This window comes from Amycolatopsis lexingtonensis, assembly GCF_014873755.1.
GTDB classification, from domain to species: domain Bacteria; phylum Actinomycetota; class Actinomycetes; order Mycobacteriales; family Pseudonocardiaceae; genus Amycolatopsis; species Amycolatopsis lexingtonensis.
Map to the genome: position 1 here is coordinate 8,436,448 of NZ_JADBEG010000001.1, position 16,652 is coordinate 8,453,099.

At 72.1% G+C, this 16,652-nt stretch carries 18 protein-coding genes; 11 read left to right on the forward strand and 7 right to left on the reverse strand.

The annotated features are described in order from the left end of the window. Positions 1-156 precede the first annotated feature (156 nt). From H4696_RS39270 to H4696_RS39300, 7 genes are all read left to right on the forward strand, one after another. Positions 157-810: a response regulator gene (locus H4696_RS39270; protein ID WP_013230063.1), complete on the forward strand. Its 654-nt coding sequence runs from the start codon at positions 157-159 to the stop codon at positions 808-810. After that, positions 811-1,419, forward strand: a complete 609-nt coding sequence (locus tag H4696_RS39275; protein WP_086857059.1) for a trimeric intracellular cation channel family protein — start codon at positions 811-813, stop codon at positions 1,417-1,419. Positions 1,420-1,487: 68 nt separating this feature from the next. Then, on the forward strand, positions 1,488-2,180 hold the full coding sequence (locus tag H4696_RS39280; RefSeq protein WP_192782782.1) for a response regulator transcription factor: 693 nt from the start codon (positions 1,488-1,490) through the stop codon (positions 2,178-2,180). Next, positions 2,177-3,586 carry a sensor histidine kinase gene (locus H4696_RS39285; RefSeq protein WP_086862067.1) on the forward strand — a complete coding sequence of 470 codons (1,410 nt, stop codon included), beginning with the start codon at positions 2,177-2,179 and terminating at the stop codon, positions 3,584-3,586. The genes H4696_RS39280 and H4696_RS39285 overlap by 4 nt, the downstream gene beginning before the upstream one ends. 98 nt (positions 3,587-3,684) lie before the next feature. Beyond that, positions 3,685-4,485, forward strand: a complete 801-nt coding sequence (locus H4696_RS39290; RefSeq protein WP_086862068.1) for a DeoR/GlpR family DNA-binding transcription regulator — start codon at positions 3,685-3,687, stop codon at positions 4,483-4,485. After that, entirely contained in the window at positions 4,482-5,564 is a 1,083-nt protein-coding gene (gene galT / locus H4696_RS39295; protein WP_086862069.1) for a galactose-1-phosphate uridylyltransferase, read from the forward strand. The genes H4696_RS39290 and galT overlap by 4 nt, the downstream gene beginning before the upstream one ends. A gap of 72 nt (positions 5,565-5,636) precedes the next feature. Further along, on the forward strand, positions 5,637-7,055 hold the full coding sequence (locus H4696_RS39300; protein ID WP_086862070.1) for a S1C family serine protease: 1,419 nt from the start codon (positions 5,637-5,639) through the stop codon (positions 7,053-7,055). Between the two features lie 139 nt (positions 7,056-7,194). On the opposite strand, the gene H4696_RS39305 is transcribed toward H4696_RS39300, so the two are convergent. From H4696_RS39305 to H4696_RS39325, 5 genes are read right to left on the reverse strand one after another with little or no spacing between them, the layout of a single operon-like run. Further along, entirely contained in the window at positions 7,195-7,725 is a 531-nt protein-coding gene (locus tag H4696_RS39305; RefSeq protein WP_086862071.1) for a hypothetical protein, read from the reverse strand. Next, complete coding sequence (locus H4696_RS39310; protein ID WP_086862072.1) at positions 7,722-8,840, reverse strand: molybdopterin-dependent oxidoreductase; 1,119 nt, start codon at positions 8,838-8,840, stop codon at positions 7,722-7,724. Before H4696_RS39310 ends, H4696_RS39305 begins: the two co-directional genes overlap by 4 nt. After that, a complete protein-coding gene (locus H4696_RS39315) occupies positions 8,837-9,463 on the reverse strand; it encodes a methyltransferase domain-containing protein (protein ID WP_086862073.1) in 627 nt (208 codons plus the stop codon). The genes H4696_RS39310 and H4696_RS39315 overlap by 4 nt, the downstream gene beginning before the upstream one ends. Then, a complete protein-coding gene (locus H4696_RS39320) occupies positions 9,460-10,146 on the reverse strand; it encodes a TIGR04282 family arsenosugar biosynthesis glycosyltransferase (protein WP_086862074.1) in 687 nt (228 codons plus the stop codon). The genes H4696_RS39315 and H4696_RS39320 overlap by 4 nt, the downstream gene beginning before the upstream one ends. Further along, entirely contained in the window at positions 10,143-10,787 is a 645-nt protein-coding gene (locus H4696_RS39325) for a glycosyltransferase family 2 protein (RefSeq protein ID WP_086862075.1), read from the reverse strand. The genes H4696_RS39320 and H4696_RS39325 overlap by 4 nt, the downstream gene beginning before the upstream one ends. Positions 10,788-10,947: 160 nt before the next feature. On the opposite strand from H4696_RS39325, the gene H4696_RS39330 reads away from it, so the two are divergent. The 4 genes from H4696_RS39330 (at position 10,948) to H4696_RS39345 (ending at position 15,127) form a co-directional block, all read left to right on the forward strand. Next, the gene (locus tag H4696_RS39330; RefSeq protein ID WP_086862076.1) at positions 10,948-12,342 is read left to right on the forward strand and encodes a hypothetical protein; all 1,395 of its coding nucleotides are present in this window, start codon (positions 10,948-10,950) and stop codon (positions 12,340-12,342) included. Between the two features lie 10 nt (positions 12,343-12,352). Then, positions 12,353-13,054 carry a response regulator transcription factor gene (locus tag H4696_RS39335; RefSeq protein ID WP_086862077.1) on the forward strand — a complete coding sequence of 234 codons (702 nt, stop codon included), beginning with the start codon at positions 12,353-12,355 and terminating at the stop codon, positions 13,052-13,054. After that, positions 13,051-14,100 (forward strand): sensor histidine kinase, encoded by a 1,050-nt coding sequence (locus H4696_RS39340; RefSeq protein ID WP_086862078.1) that lies wholly within the window; start codon positions 13,051-13,053, stop codon positions 14,098-14,100. The genes H4696_RS39335 and H4696_RS39340 overlap by 4 nt, the downstream gene beginning before the upstream one ends. A gap of 146 nt (positions 14,101-14,246) precedes the next feature. After that, positions 14,247-15,127 (forward strand): IS5 family transposase gene (locus H4696_RS39345; protein WP_420831550.1). Its coding sequence is split into 2 segments (ribosomal slippage): positions 14,247-14,622 and positions 14,622-15,127, totalling 882 coding nucleotides; the frame shifts between segments, so codons are not numbered across the junction. Positions 15,128-15,145: 18 nt separating this feature from the next. Here H4696_RS39345 and H4696_RS51565 read toward each other — a convergent pair. Continuing rightward, a complete protein-coding gene (locus H4696_RS51565) occupies positions 15,146-15,256 on the reverse strand; it encodes a WYL domain-containing protein (protein WP_249027042.1) in 111 nt (36 codons plus the stop codon). A 234-nt stretch (positions 15,257-15,490) separates the two neighbouring features. After that, positions 15,491-16,552 carry an NAD-dependent epimerase/dehydratase family protein gene (locus H4696_RS39355; RefSeq protein WP_169735023.1) on the reverse strand — a complete coding sequence of 354 codons (1,062 nt, stop codon included), beginning with the start codon at positions 16,550-16,552 and terminating at the stop codon, positions 15,491-15,493. Positions 16,553-16,652: the final 100 nt, after the last annotated feature.

A 16,652-nucleotide genomic window follows, 5' to 3' on the forward strand; every position in this document is an offset into this window, starting at 1 on the left:
GCTGGTATACCTCGCCGGACGGCCAACCGCACCTGACCTGGACGGACCAGTCGGTCACCTGGTCGTGTCTGGTTTCGAACTGCTGAACAACAGTAGGTAACCTTCGTTAACGGGACGCGGGGAGCCGCCTCCTACTGGCTGTTGCGGAGGGCTTCGTTGATCAAGCTCATGTTCGCCGACGACGAGGAACTGGTGCGCTCGGGGTTGCGCGCGATGATGTCCGGGGCCCAGGACATCGAGATCGTGGGCGAAGCCTCCGATGGCAGATCCGCGGTCGAGGTCGCGCGGCGGTACCACCCGGACGTTGCCCTGCTCGACATCAAGATGCGCGCTCCTGACGACGGGATCCGGGCCTTGAGGGCCATCCTCGCGCTGCCCGATCCCCCTACCGTGGCCATGCTGACCACTTTCGACATCGACGAGTACGTCAGCCTCGCGCTGAGGCTCGGGGCCAACGGCTTCCTCCTGAAGGACATCGACCCCGCCGCGTTGCTGCGTGCCGTCCGGGATCTGAGCCGGGGTGGGGCTGTCCTGGATCCCGGGGTGGCCGCGCGGATGGTTCAGTCCCATCGGGACGAACAACGCGCTGCTCAGCCGGCTCGGAAGCTGCTCGCCTCGCTGTCCGAACGCGAGCGTGAGGTCGTCGCGCTTATCGGGCAAGGGCTTTCCAACGCCGAGATCGGGGGACGGCTCCACCTCTCCGAAGCCACCGTCAAGGGGTATGTCTCCGCCGTGCTCTCGAAGATCGGGGCCGCGAACCGGGTGCAGGCCGCGCTGCTGGCCTACCGCGGTGGGCTGCTCGACCAGTAGATGCTGCTCACGGCGCTTGAGTTCGTCGGGCTCGTCGCCTTCGCCGCGTCCGGGGCGCTCGCCGCCGTGCGGGCGCGGCTCGACGTCTTCGGGGTCGTCGTGGTCGGGCTCACCACCGCGCTCGGGGGTGGGGTCATCCGGGACGTGCTGCTCGGCATCCACCCGCCGACGACGTTGCGGAACTGGCCCTACCTCGCCGTCTGCGCCGGGACCGCGCTCGTCGTCTTCGCCTTCCACCCGCAGGTCGCGCGGTTGCGGCGGGGCGTCCTCCTGGCCGACGCGCTCGGGCTCGGGGTCTTCGCCACCGCCGGGACGACCATCGCGATCGACGCCGGCGCGACCGTGTACGCCGCGTGCCTGATCGGGATGACCACCGGGATCGGCGGGGGTGCCGTTCGCGATCTGCTGCTCCGGGAAATACCGCTCGTCCTGCGGAAGGAGATCTACGCCGTGGCCGCGCTGGCCGGGTCGGTGCTCGTCGCCGTCGGTCACGCTCTGCGACTGCCGGCCGGACCGGTCACCGTCGTTTCGGCCGCTGCCGTGGTCGCCGTGCGGATGATCGCGCTTTGGCGGCACTGGAACGCGCCGGTCGCGCGAGCTCCGGAGTGAGGAAATCTCTTTGTTAGTTCTGTGTGTGTTCTTAGGCGGGTCTCAGCACGCTGAGTAAAACTATCGCCATGCGCATCCTTGTGGTGGACGACGACCGCGCCGTCCGTGAGTCGCTTCGGCGGTCCCTGGAGTTCAACGGCTACCAGGTCGAGCTGGCCAGCGACGGTGCGCAGGCGCTGGAGGCGATCATCGCCGACCGGCCGGACGCGATGGTCCTCGACGTCATGATGCCGCGGCTGGACGGGCTCGAGGTGGCCCGTCGGCTCCGCAGCACCGGCGACGACCTGCCGATCCTCGTGCTGACCGCGCGCGACACCGTCTCCGACCGGGTGTCCGGCTTGGACGCCGGCGCCGACGACTACCTGCCGAAGCCGTTCGCGCTGGAAGAGCTGCTGGCCCGGCTGCGGGCGCTGCTGCGCCGCGCGTCGCCGGACGCCCAGGCCGGGCAGGCCTCGGAGATGCTGTCCTTCGCGGACCTGACCCTCGACCCCGGCACCCGGGAGGTGCGCCGCGGCGGCCGCGAGATCAGCCTGACGCGGACCGAGTTCGCCCTGCTGGAACTGTTCCTTTCCTACCCGAAGCACGTCCTCACGCGTGGCCGGATCCTGGAGGAAGTATGGGGTTACGACTTCCCGACGTCGGGCAACGCGCTGGAGGTCTACGTCGGCTACTTGCGCCGCAAGACGGAAGCCGAGGGGGAGCCGAGGCTGATCCACACGGTGCGGGGGGTGGGGTACGTCCTGAGGGAAACCCCGCCGTGACCGAGCCCGGCGATCCCCGGGGCACGCGCTGGGGGACGCGCCGGTTCTCCCTGCGCGGCCGGGTGACGCTGCTGGCCGCCGCCTGTGTCGCCGGTGCCGTCGCGCTGGTGTCGATCGGCGCGTACATGGTCGTCCGCAGCAACCTCTACCAGCAGCTCGACGACAGCCTGATGGCCCGCGCGCAGGCCGCCGCCGACTCGCCGCAGGTGCAGACCGAGCTGCGGCAGGTCCCCGGTGCGTTCCTCGCGAGCGCCGACCTGCAGATCGGGCAGCTCAGCGCCGCGCCCGACGTCGCGCACGCCGTGATGACGTACCCGCTGTCGAGCTCGGCGCCGCCGTTCGGCCAGGACGAGCTGGCCGTCGCGAACGGCGACTCGCCCCAATCGATGCGGACGGACTTCCGCACCGACAGCCGGGTGGTCGCGCTGCCGACCGGGCACGGCGAGGCCATCGTGCTCGCCCAGTCGATGGGGCCGACCAAGCGCACGCTGAACGAGCTCGCGCTCGTGCTGTTCCTCATCGGCGGCGCCGGCATCCTGGTCGCGGCCGCGGCGGGCACCGCGGTCGCGCGGACGGGCCTGCGCCCGGTCGAGCGGCTGACGTCGGCCGCCGAGCGCGTCGCCAAGACCGGCGACCTGCGGCCGATCCCGGTCAGCGGGGACGACGAGCTCGCGCGCCTCACCACGAGCTTCAACACCATGCTCGGCACGGTGGCGGACTCGCAGGAGCGCCAGCGCCAGCTGGTCGCGGACGCCGGCCACGAGCTGCGAACGCCGCTGACGTCGCTGCGCACCAACCTCGAGCTGCTGCTCGCCGCCAGCAAGCCGGGCGCGCCGCCGCTTCCGGACGCCGACCGGATCGACATCGTCGCCGACATCAGCGGCCAGCTCGACGAGCTGACGCAGCTCATCGGCGACCTCGTCGAGCTCGCGCGCCAGGACGAGCCGCGTGAGCGCTTCGAGCGCGTCGAGCTGCTGGACGTCGTCGAGCGCGCGCTCGACCGGGCGCGGCGGCGCGCGGGCGAGATCAACTTCGACGTCTCGCTGCAGCCGTGGGTGCTCACCGGTGACAACAGCTCGATCGAGCGCGCGGTGCTGAACCTGCTCGACAACGCGGTGAAGTTCTCGCCGCCGGAGTCGACGGTCTGGGTGCGGCTGTACCCGCTCGGCGACGGCACGGCGGTCGTCGAGGTGGCCGACGCCGGACCGGGCATCGCCGAAGAGGACCTGCCCAAGGTGTTCGACCGCTTCTACCGCTCGTCGGAGGCGCGGACGCTGCCCGGCTCGGGCCTCGGGCTGGCGATCGTGAAGCACGCGGCGGAGCGCCACGGCGGCGCGGTGTACGCGTCGCAGGCTCCGGAAGGCGGCGCGTTGATGACGATTCGGCTGCCGGGGGCGCCCGGCTGACCAGCGGCTCCGAAGTTCACCCGAGGCTCATCACCAGATCCTGTGTTGAATCGTGTAGGATTTTGTGTGGTTGAGGCCGGACGGGACGGAGTTGAGCGGTGCTGGCGCGTCAGCGACAGGCGGTGATCCTGGAAGAGGCACGCCGGACCGGCGCGGTCCGGGTCAGTGACCTCGTGACCAGGCTGGGTGTGTCCGACATGACGGTCCGCCGCGACCTCGACGTGCTCGCCGGGCGCGGGCTGGTCGAGAAGGTCTACGGCGGCGCCACCTCGATCGTCGGCAAGAGCACCGACGAACCCGGGTTCGAGGCCAAGTCCGTGCGCCAGCGCGCGCAGAAGGAAGCCATCGCCGAGCTCGCCGCGACACTCGTCCGGCCCGGCACCGCGATCGGCATCTCCGCCGGCACCACCACGTGGACGCTGGCGCGGGCGCTCGACGCCATCCCCGGGCTCACCATCGTGACCAACTCGATCCAGGTCGCCGACGTGCTCCGCGGCTCGACGCAGCCCGATCGCACGGTCGTGCTGACCGGCGGGGTGCGCACGCCGTCGGACGCGCTGGTCGGGCCGGTCGCCGTGCACAGCCTGCGGTCGCTGCACCTCGACGTCGTCTTCCTCGGCGTGCACGGGATGGCGGACGGGCCGGGGTTCACGACGCCGAACCTCACCGAGAGCGAGACCGACCGCGCGCTGGTCGAGGCCGGGCGCAAGCTGGTCGTGCTCGCCGACCACACCAAGTGGGGCACCGTCGGGATCTCGACGATCGCGGACCTGGACGAGGCCGACGTCGTCGTCACCGATGACGGGATCCCGGACGAGGCCAAGGAAAGGCTCGCCGAACGGGCGGGAGAACTCATGATCGCCGAAACGGCGGAGACGGACGAGGCCCAAGAAGCGTGAAGCGCACCGTACGACACCTGGCCGACGGCCGGGAGATCATCTACTTCGACCAGCCCGGCGCGCCCGACCGCGTCGCCGAGGACACCCGTGACCTGCCGCCGGTTTCGGCCGCGTCGGAGATCCGGCGTGACCCGCTAACCGGGGAATGGGTGGCGATGGCCGCGCACCGGCAGACGCGGACCTACAAGCCGCCGGCCGACCTGTGCCCGCTGTGCCCGTCGAAGCCGGGCAAGCCGAGCGAGATCCCCGAAAGCGACTACGACGTCGTCGTCTTCGAGAACCGCTTCCCGTCCTTCGCCGAAGACGTCGTCGGCGAACCGTCCACTGTGGATGGTCTCGGGCTGGTGCCGGTGGCGCCCGGCCGCGGGCGCTGCGAGGTCGTCTGCTTCACCAGCGACCACGACGGTTCTTTCGCGCAGCTGAGCCCGAAGCAGGTGCGGGCCGTGGTGGACGCCTGGGCCGACCGCACGACCGCGTTGTCGGAAGTGCCTGGTGTCGAACAGGTCTTCCCGTTCGAGAACCGCGGCGAGGAAATCGGCGTCACGCTTTCGCACCCGCACGGGCAGATCTACGGCTACCCGTTCGTCACGCCGAAAACCGCGCGCATGATCGACGTCGCCCGCGCCTACCAGGCTGAGCACGGGCGCCCGGTGCTCGGCGACGTGCTGGCCGCCGAGCAGAAGTCCGGGGCGCGCGTGGTGGCCTCCGGCGAGCACTGGACGGCGTACGTGCCGCCGGCCGCGCGCTGGCCGGTCGAGGTGCACGTGGTGCCGCACCGGCAGGTCGCGGACATCCCCGAGCTGACCGACGCCGAGCGCGACGACTTCGCCGACGTCTACCTGGACGTGCTGCGCCGCTGCGACGCGCTGTACGACCGGCCGTTGCCCTACATCGCGGCGTGGCACCAGGCGCCGGTGCGCCAGGACCGCGAGCTCGGCTGGCTCCACCTGGAACTTTTCTCCGTGCTGCGCGCGAAGGACAAATTGAAGTACCTGGCGGGGTCCGAATCGGGCATGGCGGTCTGGATCAACGACGCCACGCCCGAGCAGATCGCGGAACGGCTCCGCGCGGCGGGCTGATCCCGGCATACTCATCTCCGATGCACAGGTTCGGCTCAGGAACCTCTCAGGACCGTCCCGCAAGGTGATGACATGACCGAGAACGACCCCACCACGCACGACCCCGCGGCGCCGCGGCAGCCCGAGACCGGCCAGCAGGCTGCTCAAGGCGGTTGGGCGGGGAATCCGTACGGTGAGCAGGCCAAGCCCGAGTCCGGCGGTGCGCCGCAGTACTCCGAGCCGTCCTACCACGCGGTGACCGGGGCCGATCCGTCCTACGGAGCGCAGCACACGAACCCCTGGTCCGCCCAGGGCGCGCAGCCGCCGTCCGGCCAGACCCAGCAGAGCGTCTACCCGCCGGCGAACCCGTACGGGCCGCCCGGGACCGCTGCTTACGGCACGCCCGCCCCGCCGCAGCCGAAGCGGTCCGGCGGGAAGCTGCTCGCCGGTGTCGCGCTGGTCGCGCTGCTGGTCGGCGGCATCGCGGGCGGTGCGGTCGGGTACCTCACCGGCGGCTCGTCCGGCCCAGGCAGCAACGCGCTCGACGCGCCGAAGCCGGCCCAGCAGACGGGCAACGCGCCCGCCGGCTCGGTCGAGGCCGTGGCGCAGAAGCTGTCGCCGAGCGTCGTCGAGCTGCAGGTCAGCGGGCAGCAGGGGGCCGGCGAGGGCTCCGGGTTCGTCATCAGCACCGACGGCTACATCCTGACCAACAACCACGTCGTCGAGGTCGCCGCGAACGGCGGCCAGATCCAGGCCGTGTTCCAGGACGGCCGGAAGGCGGCCGCCAAGGTCGTCGGCCGCGACCCGACGACCGACATCGCGGTCGTCAAGGTCAACGGCGTGAGCAACCTGACGCCGGTGGAGCTCGGCCGCTCCGACGACCTGCGGGTCGGCCAGTCGGTCGTCGCCATCGGCTCGCCGTTCGAGCTGGCCGGCACGGTCACCTCGGGCATCGTCAGCTCGCTGCACCGGCCGGTGCGCGCGGGCGGCAGCAGCGGCGACCAGACGACGGTGATGGACGCCGTCCAGACCGACGCGGCGATCAACCCCGGCAACTCGGGTGGCCCGCTGGCGAACATGGCCGGCCAGGTCATCGGGATCAACTCCGCGATCTACAGCCCGCAGTCCGGCCAGGGCGGCCAGGGCCAGGGCGCGTCCGAGGGCGGGAACGTCGGTATCGGCTTCGCGATCCCGATCGACCAGGCCCGCCGCACCGCGGACACGATCATCAAGACCGGCCAGGCGATCCAGACGTACATCGGCGCCCAGGTCAAGGACGCCCCGCAGGGCGGCGCCCAGCTCGGCGCGATCACCGCGGGCAGTCCGGCGGAGAAGGCCGGCCTCAAGGAGGGCGACGTCGTCACGAAGATCGACGACCGCACGATCGACTCGGCCGACACGCTGGTCGCGGCGGTGCGCACCCGCGCCCCGGACGAGAAGGCGACCTTCACCCTGGCCGGCGGCCGCACGGTCGAGGTCACGCTCGGCGGGCAGCCCGTCCAGCCCAACTGATCCGTTCCAGACGCTCGGCCGCCTGGGTGCGGCCGAGACCAGCTTCGGCTCGACTCCCGAATCCGGGGCCGGACCCACAAGGCCACGCGCGACCCAGGCATCCGATGCCGGTCGCGCGTGGCCGCATTTATGGGGGCGGTCACTTGCCGGGAGGGGCAGGCGGCGTGCCGGGACGGTCGGCCGGAGTGTGGGGAGGCGCGGCCGGGCTTGGAGATGGTTCCGGCGTGGCGGCCTTGGCTGGGAGTGCAGCACGTGATCTCGTGCGGGCGATGCGGACCGTCAAGCCGGTCACGATGACCACGAGCCAGACCGCGGCCACCGTGAGGGCCAGGCCCAGCCCTGGGGCGCCGTCGTGGAGGCCGGGCATCGGTGGGGTGCCGTAGGGGCGCCAGAGCAGGGGGAACGCCACGATCGCCAGCACGCCGGTGATCACCGTGCCCGCCACCACCGGGGCTTTCCACGGGCTCGGCACGATCCGGCTCAGCACGATGCCGAGCACCGCGGTCAGGGGCGCGATCACGCCGTCGTTGACGACCGGGCCGCCGACTATCCAGGTGGCCGTCGCGATCACGTCCGGATGCACGGGAAGCGCGTACTCGGCGAACAGCACCACACCCCACGCCAACGCCGCAAGGCCCGGCAGAGCGAGGAGTGCACGGGCGGTTTTCACAGCGCCTCCAGCTTCGTGACCCACTTCGTCTGCAGCACGCCGGGGCGGTTCGGGGCGATGATGCGGCACGGGAAGCCGTGGTCGATGTCGAGGACTTCGCCGTTCAGTTCCAGGGCCAGCAGGGTCAGCTCGTCCGACGTGTGCTCGCCGGGGAGGGTGCTGACGCCGTAGAGCCCGGAACGCTCCATTGAGGACACTCGGATCGCGGTGCCGGGTGGTGCGCCGGTGGCTTTCAGGAGGGTGGGCAGGGAGATGCCGCGCCAGGTGGCCGATTGGCTCCAGCCCTCCACGCACGCGATCGGGAGTTCCGCCGTCGTCTGGGGTAGCGCGCGCAGCTCGTCCAGGGAGAATTTCGTTGTGCCTTGCGGGGTTACCACCGAGAGGCGCCAGGACGGGGACCACGTGATGCCCGCGGCCGCCGCAGTGCGGTTCACCGGGAGGTTCTGGGTGCCCTTGCTCGTCTTCCAGGACAAGCCGGAAACGCCGCGCAGCAACGGGACCGTCGCGCCCGCCGTGGCGACGACCGCGGTGCCGGTCGCCAGGCCGGTGGTGAGGAGGAAACCCCGCCGGGAGAGGCCTGCGGGCGGTGGCTCGTCCTCGGGGGCGGTCCGGCTCAGTGCACGGCGGATGATCGGCAGCTTCACCGCCACGTGCACCAGGATCGAACCGATCGCCAGCCACGCGACCGCGTAGTGCACCTGCGGGAAGTAGAAGCCCCACGGGTAGTTCTGCGCCACGTTCAGCAGGCCGGTGCTCAGCTCGAAGAACGCGGCGCCCGAGAGCACCAGGATCGACAAGCGCTCCAGGGCGTGCGGCAGTGAACGGACGAGCGGCCTGCCGAACAGCTTCGGGTAGACGCTCCACAGTTTCGCCAGCAGCAACGGGATCGACGCCACGCCGGAGATCACGTGCAGGCCCTGGGTGACGCGGTAGAGTCCGACCGGGCGGCTGGGCCACCAGAACCACCCCGGCGGGTGCTGGATCAGGTGGCTGAGCAGGCCCGTCACGAAGCACGTCGTGAACGTGATCGCGAGCGCCAGGCCGATCTTCGACGTCACGCGCTCGTCGTGAGCCGGCGCCTGGAACTGTTCTTCCTTCGGGATCGGCAGTTTCACCGGTGCTCCAATCGCGCGAACCAGCGGTGGCCGTGGCGAGTGGTCCAGTCGACGCGCAGGCCGGCGCGTACGGCCACTTCGGCGATCGCGTCGACGCCGACCCAGGCCCAGGTGAACCACGCGACGTCGGCGTGGCCCGGGCGCAGCCGGACGCGCTCGTGGCGCAGGCCGTGGCCGGGTGGCTCCACTTCGACGAGGACGTCGCCGTCCGGTGCGATCAGCCGCGCCGTGCGCCGCAGCAGCGTCGCCGGGTCGCCGCCGATGCCGATGTTGCCGTCGGCGAGCAGGGCGTGCCGCCAGCGGCCTTCGCCCGGCAGCCGGTCGAACACGTTGCGGTGCAACGCGTTTCCGCCGCGGCGGCGGGTCAGGCCGACCGCCGTGCGGGAGCTGTCCACGCCCAGTGCGACGACTCCGCGGCCGGCCAGTGCCGCGGTGAGCCGGCCCGGACCGCAGCCGATGTCGATGGTCGGGCCGGAGCAGGCGTCGAGCAGGACGTCGTCGCCTGCGGAGGGCTCGGTCCAGCGTTCGACCGGAAGCTCGATCCGCTCGCCGCTCGCCAGCTCGAGCCAGCAGCGGTGGCCGAGCAGGCCGAGGTCGAACTCGTGGCCGGCGAGAGTCGTCATGACGCGACCACCTGCCCGCCGACGGCCGCGACGGCGCGGGCGAACCGGCCGTCCGGACACGCCGCCGCGACTTCGAGGGCGTCCGCCATGGTGTCCACATCGGACAGCCGGGCGGCCGTCGCCGGTCGCAGCCCGCACCCGCCGAGCGCGCGCAGCGTGCGCTCGCCGGTGTCGTCCCGGGACATCGGGACGCTCGCGAGAACTCGCGCGTGCCGCGGCTCGGCCAGGCCCAGCGCCCACCAGCCACCGTCCGCGGCCGGGCCGAGCACCGAGTCGTGCCCGCCGTGCCGCACCGGCGCGGCGGCCGCGGCGAGGGACTCCGGGGTGACCTGCGGGGTGTCCATGCCGATCTGCAGGACGGGCAAGCCCGCGTGCACCGCGGCGGCGTCGGCGTGGGCGTTGGCCAGCCGGGCGCCGAAGTCCCGGCCCCGCTGCGGGACGACGGTCGTGCGCCGCAGTGCTCGGCTGATCTCGGAGGCCCTGGCCGCGGCGCTGAGGTCGCCGGTCAGCGCGACGACGGGTGCGGCGCCGGGCACCGCGCACACCGCGTCGAGCGTGTCGAGCAGCGCCGCCGCGGCGATCTCCGCCGATTGCGCGGGCGTTGCCGGCGGGCAGAGCCGGGTCTTGGCGAGGCCCGGCACCGGCGCCTTGGCCACGACCAGCAGGACGAACGACGACGTCATCGGGCCAGCACCCGCCCGAAGTCGCGGGCCGCGCGCAGCGTGCCCCGCACCGAACCGGACACCTTCGACTTGGTGCCCTTGGCGCGCTCGCCGTAGCGGACGTCGAACTCGCGGACCCGCCAGCCGGCGCGCTGGGCCTTGATCAGCAGTTCGAGCGGGTAGCCGAACGCCCGGTCGGTGACGCCGAGGCCGAGCAGGGCCCGCCGGTCCGCGGCGCGCAGGGGCGCGATGTCGCGCACCGGCAGCCCCCGGGTGCGCAACAGCAGCGCCAGCACGACGTTGCCCGCCCTCGCGTGCCAGGGCCACACGCCGGGGCCGGTCGGCACCCGGCGCCCGACGGCGAGGTCGGCACCGTCCTCGACCGCGGTCACCAGCCGCGGCAGGTCGGCGAGCTCGAGGGACCCGTCGGCGTCGGCGAAGCACACGATGTCCGCGGTGGCGGCTTCCAGGCCGGCGTGCACGGCCGCGCCGTAGCCGCGACGCGGTTCGTGGACGACCTTCGCGCCGAGCGAGGCCGCCACTTCGGGCGAGCCGTCGGCGGAACCGTTGTCGACCACGATCGCGCGGTAGCCCGGGGGCAAGCCGGCCAGTACGCCGGGCAGCGCGCCGGCTTCGTCGAGGCAAGGGAGGACGACGTCCACTCCTGAGTCAGTCACGGCGCCGACCGTAAGTCCGGGATGGACCGGGGAAAACCCTTGTGAGTCTTACTGAATCATGACGAGTGACGAGGTTCTTACCGGGTCGTTACGGCCGCTCCGGCCGGGGCGCGGGACGCCGCCCGGGGACTTATGGTGGACAGCGATGAGCGAGCCGAAATCGGCAGCCCGGCTCGCGAAGCCGCCTGCCCGCGAACTCGAAACCCCGGTCACCGGGCGCAGCGCCGACCTCCTCGCCGTCGCGGCGGCGGTGGTGCTCGTCGCCGCGGCCACCGCGGTCGGCTTGTACTACAACCGGCCGGGTTCCGGCGTGGTCATCTTCGTTTCCTCGCCGCCGCTGTTCGCCGACTGGCTGCCGCACGTCGGCCCGGGCTCGGTGTTCGCCGTGCTCGTCGCCGTCGCGGTCGTGCTGCACGGCCCGGCGCTGGCCGCCCGCCTGCCGTGGCGCCGCGCACTCGCCGCCGGCTACCTGGCCTCGCTGGCCTGGATCTTCTCGCTGACCATGGTCGACGGCTGGTCGCGCGGGTTCGCCGGGCACCTCACCATTCCGCAGGAATACCTCCACGAAGTCCCCGGAATCACCGACATCCCGCGGATGCTGCGCGAGTTCTCCTCCCGCATCCTCGACTTCCAGCCGAATTCGTGGACGACGCACGTCTCCGGGCACCCGCCGGGCGCGACGCTCGTCTTCGTCTGGCTGGACCGGCTCGGCCTGCACGGCGGCGCGTGGGCGGCCACGGCCGTCGTGCTCGCCGGGAGCCTGGTCGCGGTCGCCGTGCCCGCCACGGTCGCGCTGCTCGGCCGGGCCGAGGCCGCCCGGACGGTGCTGCCGTTCGCCGTCCTCACCCCCGGCGCGGTGTGGATCGGGGTGTCCGCGGACGGCTTGTTCGCCGGGGTGACCGCCACCGGGCTGGCGCTGCTCGCGTTGTCCGCGCGCGGGTTCACCGACGGGCGCCGGTACGCCGTCCCGGCCGGTGTGGCCGCCGGGTTCCTGCTCGGCTTCGGCATCTTCCTCTCCTACGGCCTGGTGCTGCTCGGCCTGCTCGCGGTGGCCGTGGCCGTCCTCGGCCGGCAATGGCGGGCGGCCGCACTGGCGATCGTCGCGGCGCTGGTGGTCGTCGGCCTATTCGCCTGGGCGGGCTTCTGGTGGCTCGACGGCTACCACCTGGTCGTCGAGCGCTACTACCAGGGCGTCGCGCTGGTCCGGCCCTATTCGTACTGGGTGTGGGCGGACCTGGCGGCGGTGACCGTCGCCCTCGGCCCCGCGGTGGTGGCCGCCCTCCGCCGGGGCGTCGCCGGAGCGGGACGCGGCCTGCTGTCCGATCCGGTGCTGCTCCTCGGCGCCGCCGCGCTGCTCACCATCCTCTTCGCCGACGTCTCGGGCCTGTCGAAAGCCGAGACCGAACGGATCTGGCTACCGTTCGGGGTGTGGTTGCTGCCGCTGACGGCGTTGCTGCCGCGGCCCGGACGCCGGTGGTGGCTGGCCGCGCAGGCGGCGACGGCGCTGGCGGTCAACCACCTGCTGCTGACCGGCTGGTGAGGGAGACGTGATGAACGATCAGGCCGGGCGCGTGCTCGTGGTCGACGACGACGAGACGGTCCGCGACGTCGTCCGCCGCTACCTGGAGGTGGCCGGGTTCACCGTCGACCAGGCCGGCGACGGCGCGGACGGGCTGGCCAAGTTCGCCGCCCACGAGCCCGACCTCGTCGTCCTCGACGTCATGATGCCGGGCATCAACGGCCTCGAGGTGTGCAAGCGGCTGCGCCAGGTCAGCCAGGTGCCGATCGTCATGCTCACCGCGCTCGGCGAGGAGGAGAACCGGATCGCCGGGCTCCAGCTCGGCGCCGACGACTACGTGACGAAACCGTTCAGCCCCAAGGAACTCGCGCTCCGCGTCGCCTCCGTGCTGCGCCGCGCGCGGATGCCGCGCCCGCAACCGGCCGCGGCGGTGCTGGCGGACGGCGACCTCCGCCTGCAGATGAACGCGCGCACCGCGACGCTCGGCGGCCGCGAACTGCCGCTCACCACGCGGGAGTTCGACCTGCTCGCGTTCTTCCTCGCCCATCCCGGCGTCGCCTTCTCGCGCGCGGACCTGCTCGAGAAGGTGTGGGGCTGGGACTTCGGCGACCAGTCCACGGTGACCGTCCACGTGCGACGGTTGCGCGAAAAGATCGAGCGCGACCCGGCCAAGCCGGCCCGGGTGGCGACCGTGTGGGGTGTCGGCTACCGCTACGACCGGGAGCAGCCGTGATCGAACCCGGTGAGTCCTTCGACGAGATCGTCACCCACCTCTGGCACATCCTGCCGGTCGCGCTGCTCTTCGCGCTCCCGGTGGCCGCACTGGGCGGAGTGGTGCTCTACGTGCTGCGCCGCGGCTCCCTGGCCACCACGCTGACCGTGCTGGTGCTGATCCCGGTGGTCGCCACGCTGGTCGGCGTGCTCGGGATCAGCGGGTTCATGTTCACCCCGGCGCTGACCACGATGCTGCTGGTCTGCCTGCTCGTCGGCCTGATCACCGTGCCCGCGGCGATCGTCTTCGGCCGGGCCATCGCGCGCCGCAGCGTGTGGGAGCGGGAGGCGCGCGAACGCGAACGCGCGGCCGAGGCGTCCCGCCGCGAGCTGGTCGCCTGGATCAGCCACGACCTGCGCAGCCCGCTGGCCGGCATCCAGGCGATGGCCGAGGCGCTGGCCGACGGCGTGGTGTCCGAACGCGACGAGGTCGCCGACTACGCCCAGCGGATCACCGGCGAGACCACCCGCCTGTCCGCGATGGTCGGCGACCTGTTCGAGCTCTCGCGGATCACGGCCGGCGCTCTGGAACTCACCATGTCCGCGGTGCCGTTGCAGGACGTCGTCAGCGACGCGGTCGCCGCACAGGCCCCGGTGGCCGAGCGCAAGCGCGTGCGGGTGCTCGCCAACGCGTCGACCTGGCCGGTGGTGTCCGGGAGCGACCCGGAACTGGCCCGGATCGTGCGGAACCTGGTCTCCAACGCCATCCGGCACACCCCGCCCGACGGGACGGTCGCGGTGCAGATCGGCGTCGACGGCGACGAAGCCCTGCTCGCCGTCGACGACTCGTGCGGCGGTATCCCGGACGACGAGATCACCCGCGTTTTCGACGTCGCCTTCCGCGGGACGCAGGCGAGGACACCGGAACGCGGCGGGACGACCAGTGGTGGTGGGCTGGGGCTGGCCATCGCCAAGGGGCTGGTCGAGGCGCACCGCGGGAAGATCGGCGTCCACAACCACGGGCCGGGGTGCCGGTTCGAGGTGCGGCTGCCGCTGGCAATGCCCTAGGGCCTGTATCGAAGTCGTTTCGGGCAGGTTGAGCTGGAGTCGGCGCCGTTGAGCGTGTCGGTGGCCGGGAATGGGTGAGGTCTCCGGTAGATGGTTCGTCGACCAAGAAGAACCTGAACACCGGAGACCTCGTGGACACCCTAGCGGTGGCGGGGCGGTTCGACCTGACCGACGCTCAGTGGGCAGCGCTGGAGCCGTTGCTGCCCGAGCCGAAGCGGCCCGGGCGACCGTCGATGTGGACCAAGCGGCAGCTGATCGACGCGATCCGGTGGCGGGTGCGTGCCGGTGCGCCGTGGCGGGACATCCCCGCTGGGTATGGCTCGTGGGCTGCGGCGTATGGGCTGTTTCGGCGGTGGCAGCGTGATGGCACCTGGAGGCGGATATTGACCGCATTGCAGGCGTTGGCCGAGGCGGCGGGGCGGATCGTCTGGGACGTGAGCGTGGACTCCACGATCACTCGGGCGCATCAGCATGCCGCAGGTGCGCGTAAAAGGGGGATCTGCAAGCTGAGTCGCCGGGCGGGGTGACCGCCGAGCCGGACGATCATGCGTTGGGCCGGTCCCGCGGTGGGTGGACCACGAAGCTGCATCTGGGCTGTGAGCAGGGGCAGAAGCCGTTGTCGATCGTGCTGACCGCCGGGCAGCGTGGTGACAGCCCGCAGTTCATTCCCGTCCTGCGTGGTATCCGGGTGCCCCGGCTGACCGGTGGCGGGCGCCCACGCACACGGCCGGACCGGGTGCTGGCGGACAAGGCCTACACCTCCAAGGCCAATCGGGCTCACCTGCGCAAACGTGGGATCAAGGCGACAATTCCGAGCAAAGCTGATCAAGACGCGCACCGCAAGGCCAAGGGGTCGAAGGGCGGCCGGCCACCGGCCTTCGACCCCGAAACCTACAAGCAGCGTCACGCCGTGGAGTGCGGCATCAACCGCCTCAAACGCCACCGCGCCGTGGCCACCCGATACGACAAACTCGCCGTCCGCTACGAAGCCACCATCCACATCGCAGCTATCGACGAATGGCTCTGACCGACTTCGATACAGGCCCTAGAGGCCGTAGGTCCGGTGCATCGTGCGCAGGGTCCGGACCACCGCGGCCCTGAGTTCGGCCGGGGCGAGCACTTCGGCTTCGGCGCCGAGCTTGAGGATTTCCGGCACGGCGGCCTCGACCGACTCGATGGGGATCTCGACCTCGGTCCAACCCCCGCCCCGGCGACCGGGGCGAGCCGGAGCTGAGAACCCTGGTCGAGGGCCGGGACGCCGTGGTGCTCGGCGAAATCCGTCAGACGGTTCGGGACACCGGCCGCGCTTACACAGCTCGCTGCGCGCTCCACCTGACCGCCGGTACCACGTCTACGAGGACAGCCTTTCCGTCGCGGAGGCGCTCGCCGGCTAAGCCCGGACCGGGTCGCGCAGCTCCGCCGTGGCGAAGTCCGCCATGCCCTTTTCGAAGCCGATTTCCGCCGTGAAGCCCAGCAGTTCGCGGGCGCGGGCGGGGTCGGCCACCACGTGGCGGACGTCGGCTGCGCGGGCGCCGCCGACCACCTGGGGCGCCGGGCCGCCGCACGCCCTGGCCAGCTCGACCGCCAGCTCGCCCACCGTGTGCGGGGTGCCGGAGCAGACGTTCACCGGGGTGAGGTCGCCCGCCGGGCCTGCTATCCTGAGGGCCAGGACGTTCGCCCTGGCGACGTCGTGGACGTGGACGAAGTCCCGCTGCTGGCGGCCGTCCTCCAGCACACGCGGGGCTTCGCCGCGCACCAGCGACGAACGGAACAGCGACGCCACCCCGGCGTACGGGGTGTTCTGCGGCATCCGCGGGCCGTAGACGTTGTGGTAGCGCATCGCCCACACGCTGCCGCCCGTCTGCCGGGCCCACGCGCCGGCCAGGTGTTCCTGTGCGAGCTTCGTCGCCGCGTACGTGCTGCGCGGGTTCAGCGGTGCGTCCTCGGGCACCAGCTGCCACGCCAGCTCGGCCCCGCAGGACGGGCAGCGCGGCTCGAAGCGACCGGCGTCCACATCGGACTCGCGGCGCGGCGACGGCGGCACCACGCCGTGCTCCGGGCAGGCGTACCGGCCTTCGCCGTAGACGACCATCGACGACGCCAGCACCAGCTTCCGCACGCCCGCCTCGTGCATCGCGGCCAGCAGCACCGCCGTGCCGTAGTCGTTGTTCAGGGCGTACGAAGGCGCGTCCGACGGGTCGACGCCGTGCCCGACCACCGCCGCCTGGTGGCAGACCGCGTCGGCGCCGTCCAGCAGCTCCGCGACGATCTCGGTGTCGGTGACGTCGCCGCGCAGGAACCGGTGCCGTCCGGTGTACGGCGGCGGGGTGCGGGAGCCGTGCGCCGTCGGGAGCAGGTTGTCGAGCACCACGACCTCGTCACCGCCGTCGGCGAGGAGGTCGGCGATGTGTGATCCGATGAACCCGGCTCCGCCGGTGACCAGTACGCGCACACCGGTCACGCTAGGGGGCCGCACGCGGGCTTGCCGAGGGCCGCGCGGTCACGTCACCGGATCGTCAGAACTCACCCGGCACCTCCCGCCGCCGGGCGGC